This is a genomic window from Neisseria sp. HMSC078C12 (genome assembly GCF_001838065.1).
Classification (GTDB): Bacteria; Pseudomonadota; Gammaproteobacteria; order Burkholderiales; family Neisseriaceae; genus Neisseria.
Window position 1 is genome coordinate 352 of the sequence record NZ_KV835615.1, and the last position, 7,166, is coordinate 7,517.

Below are 7,166 nucleotides of genomic sequence, written 5' to 3' on the forward strand. Positions count from 1 at the left end.
AACGGTAACACCACTACTACCATCATTAAAGACGGCACAGCTGCCGCAAAAGGTGATAAAGGTGACAAGGGTGATAAAGGTGATACCGGTGCTAAAGGTGACCAGGGTATTAAAGGTGACCAAGGCGCTAAAGGTGACAAAGGTGATACCGGTGCTAAAGGTGATCAAGGTATTAAAGGTGACCAAGGTGCTAAAGGCGACAAAGGTGACACTGGTGCCCAAGGTGCTAAAGGTGATACCGGTGCTAAAGGTGATACTGGCGCAGACGGTAAGAATGCCAAAGCCGACGTTAAAGACAACGGCAACGGCACTCACACTGTAACTATCACCGATGGCGACGGTAAAACTACTACCACTATCGTTAAAGACGGTAAGAACGCTGAAGCCGAAGTTAAAGACAACGGCAACGGTACTCACACTGTAACCATCAAAGACGGTAACGGTAACACCACTACTACCATCGTTAAAGACGGTGCAACTGGTGCTAAAGGTGATACCGGTGCTAAAGGTGACCAAGGCGATAAAGGTGTCAAAGGCGACAAAGGCGATAAAGGTGACCAAGGTATTAAAGGTGACCAAGGCGCTAAAGGCGACAAAGGTGACACAGGTGCTAAAGGTGATACCGGTGCTAAAGGCGACAAAGGTGACACCGGTGCCCAAGGTGCTAAAGGTGATACCGGTGCCAAAGGTGACCAAGGCGTCAAAGGCGATAAAGGTGACAAAGGTGACAAAGGTGACAAAGGTGATCCTGGTAAAGATGCTGACGGCACCTTCGGTCTGGTTGACGAGACTGGTACTACTGACGGCTCTATCTCCAAACAGCTGAATAACACTATTCAGATTAAAGGTGATGCGGGTACTAAAGTTCAAGTATTCGACAAAGCAACCGGTAAGACTTCAGAGAAAGAAGTTCAAAACATCTTCGTTAAGAAAGACGGCGATGCGCTGAAAGTCAGCTTGAACCCTGATCTGACCGTTAACAGTGTTACTACTAACGAACTGAAAGCAGGTCCTGTAACCATCAACCAAGGTGGTATCGATGCCGGCAACACTACTATTAAAAATGTTGCTCCAGGTAAGAACGGTACCGATGCGGTTAACGTTGACCAGCTGAACCAAAAATTCGGCGATGTGAACAGCAATGTGAACAAGGTTGACAACAACGCCCGCGCAGGTGTGGCTCAAGCTCTGGCTACTGCCGGTCTGCCACAAGCTTACTTGCCAGGTAAGAGCATGTTGGCTATCGGTGGCGGTCACTACCGCGGTGAAACCGGTTACGCTGTCGGCTTCTCTAGCATCTCCGATGGTGGTAACTGGATCATCAAAGGTACTGCTTCCGGCAACTCACGTGGTCACTTCGGTGCTACCGCAGCAGTTGGTTACCAATGGTAATCTGACGCTCAGACGGCCTGAAAAGGCCGTCTGAAAAGACGAAGCAAAGTAAATGCGGCCTATTTAGGCCGCATTTTTTTATGCTTAGATTATGTTTTGAATTTATTTGATGAATTAATCAGGACAGTAGCCAAAGATAAATGAATATATCTTTAGCAGTCTGTTGCAATTCAAAAGGCCGTCTGAAACATCATTGGATGCTTCAGACGGCCTTTCTTTTATTCGCACTATATGCCATTAATCCCAAATATTTGCGCGTTCGACTTCTTTCCATGCGTCTAGAATCAGGCTGCCGTCGTTGTCTTTCAGCAAAGTAGCATCTGAGAGCATACGGCGCCAAGTGCGGGCATTTTTTAGGCCGTGCATTAAGCCTAGTGCGTGGCGGACGATATGGCGCAGGATGGTGCCTCGTCCTAAGGCGATTTGTTCGCGACTGTATGCGTATAGCCAAGCCGCTAAATCTGCGTATTGGATTGGTGCGTGTGCTTCGTTGTAAAACAGTGCATCCCAATCGCGCATCAGCATTGGATTGTGATAAGCCTCGCGTCCGATCATGACACCATCGACAAATTTTAAGTGTTCGGCGATTTCTTCGTTGGTGGTGATGCCGCCGTTAATTAAAATTTCTAAGTCTGGAAAATCTTGTTTCAAGCGGTACACGTATTCATATTTGAGTGGCGGGACTTCGCGGTTTTCTTTCGGGGATAAACCGTCCAACCAGGCATTACGCGCATGGACGATAAATGTGCGGCAGGCTGTTTTTTCGCGAAGTGTTCCCACAAAATCTGCTACGACTTGATATTCTGTCTGCCTGTCTACACCGATGCGGTGTTTGACCGTCACCGGAATTTCAACTGCATCCTGCATCGCATTCAAACAATCTGCCACCAAATCTACATCATTCATCAAGCAAGCGCCGAAAGCGCCTTTTTGAACGCGTGGGCTGGGACAGCCGCAATTTAGGTTGACTTCATTATAACCATACGCCTCAGCTGCTTTAGCGGCGATTGCCAAGTCATGCGGATCTGAACCGCCAAGCTGTAAAGCTACCGGCTGCTCGCCTTCGTTGAAACTTAAAAAACGGTCTTTATCTCCATAAACCACCGCGCCTGAATTGACCATTTCGCTATAAAGCCAGGCATTGCGCGTAATTTGTCGCGCCATAAAGCGATAGTGTCTGTCTGTCCAATCGAGCATGGGGGCAACAGACAGGCGGCGGGAAGGTAGGGAAGAAGCAGGCATTGAGATGACTTTCAAACAAAATAACGCATTATATAGTGTATTAAATTGACTTTCGATATCGGCTGGTAAATCAAAATGATATATAAGGTGTTGTAGCTGAGGCTAAATCCATTCATGGTGGTGGAAATCCAATATTCAGACGGCCAAATAAGTTTTAAAATGTCAAACAACAAACCATTAGAATGATAAGGAAAAAAACATGGCACAATTTTTCGCCATCCATCCCGATAATCCCCAAGACCGCCTCATCAAACAAGCCGCCGACATTGTCCGCAGTGGCGGCGTTATCGTTTACCCTACAGACTCCTGCTACGCGTTGGGTTGCAAACTCGGCGACAAAAACGCGATGGAGCGCATTCTTGCGATTCGTAAAATCGATCAAAAACACCATCTGACCCTGATGTGTGCCGATTTGAGCGAATTGGGTACTTACGCCAAAGTAGATAATGCCCAATTCCGCCAGCTCAAAGCAGCTACGCCCGGCAGTTATACCTTTATCCTGCAGGCAACCAAAGAAGTACCCAATCGCACGCTTCACCCAAAACGTAAAACCATCGGCCTGCGTGTTCCCGACAACGCCACTGCCTTGGCGCTTTTGCAAGAATTGGGCGAACCTATTTTAAGCTGCACCCTCATGCTGCCCGAAGACGAAGAGCCATTGACCGATTCATACGAAATCCGAGACCGTCTTGAGCATGCTGTTGATTTGGTTATTGATGGTGGCTGGTGCGGTACTGAGCCGACGACGGTTATCGATATGACCGATGGCACTGAGCTGATTCGTCAAGGCAAGGGCGATATTACCGTATTCGGTTTGTAAAACCATCCGCGTTTGTATAAGTAGGGATATGCGTATTCTTTCTATGACGTATTAAAAGCATATTGCCAATTTTATTGATAGCTCAAAAAACAAATTATTCAAGCAAGCAATTGTTCAAAATCATTTCATCAAAGGCCGTCTGAAATCTTTCAGACGGCCTTTTCCATTTTTTAGAAAACAATTCATTTTAAATAAAATTCCGAGCAATTGGCACGTTGCTTGCATGATTACTGTGATTGCTGATGACTTGTCGACGGAATACAACATTACGCTTATTAATAAAAACATGACTGGAGAACTTTTGATGATTAGTTTTTCTGTTCAAACGTCATGATTTTGTTTAAAAATTAAAGATAATCGGTTGATATTTTAGACTAGCGGATATTTTGTAAGTATGAAATACTATACCGTTGCGGGATAGTCAAAAGCCTAAATTTCGTCTCAAAGTGACAATAAACGTCAGCTTGAGACAAGCATTTTGCTGGGAAACCCCTGCATAAATTCTTAAAGTAGCGTCATGCTCATGCTCACGCTTTTACCTATCATAAAAAGAGAAAGACACACCTATGAATAAGATATTTAAAGTTGTTTGGAACCGTACGATTCAATCTTTTGTCGTAACTTCCGAATTGGCCAAAGGCCGAGTGAAATCGTCTGCAGAACAAAACAGTGCAGATGTATCTACCAAATCCGGTAAAAATGGTATTGCGACAGTTTTCAGATTGACAGTGATTTCGGCAGCTCTTTTGGGTGCAGGTAATTCGTATGCGGCAACTGCAGCACGAGGAAAAATTGAATTTGATGCTGTAACCAGTGCGACTGCGGTTAGTGGTGCAACAGCGACCGGTATTGGTGCTCTGTCAGTAGGAGCATCAGCCAATGCTACGGCTAACGGTGCAGTTGCGGTAGGTACGAGTGCAAATGCAACACATAATAACAGCCTTGCTGTTGGTACAAATGCCAAGGCTACTCAAAATCATGCTGTTGCGATGGGTGCAGATACAAGTGCAAGTAGTTCAAATGCAACAGCGATAGGTAAAAGTGCCAATGCTGTTTCTGCAGATTCAACAGCACTGGGTGCAGATTCCAAAGCAAATGGTACGCAAGCGACAGCGGTAGGTAAGAATGCTCTTGCTGATAATACGAGCACAACAGCATTGGGTAATTCGGCGCAAGCATTTGGTATAGGCTCAATGGCTTTGGGCCAATCCAGCACATCAAGAGGTCAAGACGGCATTGCAATTGGCAGCGGCAGTCAGGCTGCAGCCAATGCGCAAAATGCCATTGCAATCGGTACCAATGCAGTGGGTTATCAAAGTGAGTCTATCGCCATAGGTAATTCAGCCCAAGCTCAAACTGGAAATACCATTGCCATCGGTAAAAGTGCAGTGGCAAATTCTCCAGCTTCGGGTAATGCAGCATCAAGTGCTATTGCACTTGGTGCAGACGCGAATGCAACCGGACTTGGTACGATTGCTATTGGACGTGCATCTGGGGTTCTTTCGCAAAATATTATGAATGTGAATGTAACGCACAATAATATTGCTATTGGTAATACGGCTCGAGTAGGCGATTCAAGTAGTTCTAAGATAACTCAGTCTATTGCTATTGGTTCAGGTAACCGTGTTGATCCACAGGGCAGACCTGAGGGTGCGTGGGCAAAGGGAGACCAATCTATTGCGGTTGGCGGCAATGTCTTGGCTAATGGTAATTCATCTGTTGCTATTGGTGGTGATGATTTAGATTCGGTAGGTGGTACTCGATATTCTGGCAATGCAACGGATAAATTCATCAAATATAATGAAAAAGGTGCAAAGACCGGTGAATATACGCTGAGCGGTAAAAGTCTGCGTGATATTTATAAAGAGATGACTGGTGATACGATGTATAGCGGTTCTTATGGTAATACTATTGCCGGTCAAGGTTCTGTTGCATTAGGTGTGCAGTCTAATTCATCTGCCGATTTGTCTCTGGCTATCGGTACCAAATCTCAGGCGACTGCCTTTGGCGGTGTAGCTTTGGGTACAGGTGCAAAAGCAACTCTGCTGAACTCTGTGGCTTTGGGTACGGCTTCTAAAACCGATAAAGAAGGTCAGGCATACGTTCAACGCGAAATTATGGGTGTAACCTACACTTGGGCAGGCGGTCAAACTACCGATGCCGGTGATGTTGTGTCTGTTGGTTCTAAAGGTTACGAACGTCAAATCATCAATGTATCCCCCGGCGATATTTCTGCTACTTCTACTGATGCCATCAACGGCTCTCAACTTTATGGTGTATTGAGTGCAATTGAGCGTGTCCGCTATTTCTCTGTTAAGTCAGAAGAAGGCAAAACTGACGGTACGAAAAACTGGAACAATGACGGTGCAAAAGCAACCAATTCGATTGCCATCGGACCGAATGCGGCAACAAGCACTGGTGCGACGGGTAGTATTTCTTTGGGTCATAATGCCAACGTACTTGGTTCGTCTTCTGTTGCTGTTGGTCCAAATGCAACGGTAACTTCTGGAACTGTTGGCGCTGTTGCCTTAGGCTCTAATGCCAATTCCCGCGGTACAGGTTCTATCGCCATAGGTTTGAATACAGAAAATGATCGCAATTACTCTATAGTCGTCGGTGCTCACAGTAGAGCCAACTACGAAAATGCAACCGTTGTCGGTGCAAGGGCAGCAGCACAAAATAACGGTACGGCAATGGGCTATTTGTCAAATGCAGTCGGTGATGATTCTGTTGCAATCGGTCATCAGGCGCAGACAACACAAGCTTATTCTATCGCCATTGGTAAGCAGGCAAACAGTTCAGGCCTTTATTCCACTGCTATTGGTTCCTCAGCCCAAGCTGCCGGGCAGAATAGTTTTGCCGGCAGTAATAATGCAAAAGCGACTGGAAGCGATTCAGTTGCTTTGGGTAGTGGCGCGACGACTACGATCGGTAGCTCTGTTGCATTGGGTAATGGTGCTGTTGGCACTGCCAATAATTTTGATGCAACAGCTAAAAATGCAACATTCAAAAACGATAGCGGTACGACGACTAATGTCAGCTATGCAGCTTCTTCATCCGCTAAAACAGGCGCGGTTTCTGTAGGCAGCGCAGGCAATGAACGCCAAATTCACAATGTTGCCGCAGGCCGTATTTCCGCCACTTCGACCGATGCGGTCAATGGTAGCCAGCTGTACACCGTTATGAACAATGTTGGACACAATATCCAACAAAACGGTACAGACAAATCTCGTATCAACAACAACGGTACAGTCAACTACGCCGATGGCAATTTGACGACTGTTGCAATCACCGATGGCGAGAATGCATCAAAAGTTCAAATCAATGTCACTCAAGGCACATTGTCTGTCGATAATAATGGCACAGTGTCCGCACCGACTGCCGGTGTAGCGACTGCCGGTGATGTAGCCAATGCCATCAATAATGCCAAGACCACAACTAAGGTGGAGGCAGGCAGTAACGCGCACGTTAATAAAACAACTTCAGGCAAAGAAACCACTTATACCGTCAGCGCAGATAAAGCAACGGTACAAGTTTCCAATGCTTTGAATTTGACTTCCAATACTACAACTGCAGCTGATGGTGCAGTCACAACCGACTACAGCATCGACTTGGCTGATAGCACCAAAGCCGACATCCAAAAAGGTGTGGACGCCAAAACCACCGTTGATACCAAAGGTCTGACCTTCAACGGCGACAGCGGCAGCACCAA

The 7,166-nt window shown here is 46.2% G+C and carries 4 protein-coding genes; 3 read left to right on the forward strand and 1 reads right to left on the reverse strand.

Going from position 1 to position 7,166, the window contains the following annotated elements:
• Positions 1-1,392 (forward strand): YadA family autotransporter adhesin (locus tag HMPREF2596_RS09020; protein WP_210401077.1); only part of this gene is annotated, 1,392 nt, incomplete at its 5' end.
• Positions 1,393-1,629: 237 nt separating this feature from the next.
• Here HMPREF2596_RS09020 and dusA read toward each other — a convergent pair.
• Positions 1,630-2,634: a tRNA dihydrouridine(20/20a) synthase DusA gene (gene dusA, locus HMPREF2596_RS09025; protein WP_070850827.1), complete on the reverse strand. Its 1,005-nt coding sequence runs from the start codon at positions 2,632-2,634 to the stop codon at positions 1,630-1,632.
• A 199-nt stretch (positions 2,635-2,833) separates the two neighbouring features.
• Between dusA and HMPREF2596_RS09030 the strand changes: the two genes are divergently transcribed.
• Together HMPREF2596_RS09030 and HMPREF2596_RS11320 are read left to right on the forward strand one after the other, a co-directional pair.
• The gene (locus HMPREF2596_RS09030) at positions 2,834-3,454 is read left to right on the forward strand and encodes an L-threonylcarbamoyladenylate synthase (protein WP_070850828.1); all 621 of its coding nucleotides are present in this window, start codon (positions 2,834-2,836) and stop codon (positions 3,452-3,454) included.
• Positions 3,455-4,020: 566 nt separating this feature from the next.
• Positions 4,021-7,166, forward strand: a 3,146-nt coding sequence (locus HMPREF2596_RS11320; RefSeq protein WP_210401078.1) for an ESPR-type extended signal peptide-containing protein, incomplete at its 3' end; no start/stop codon positions are given.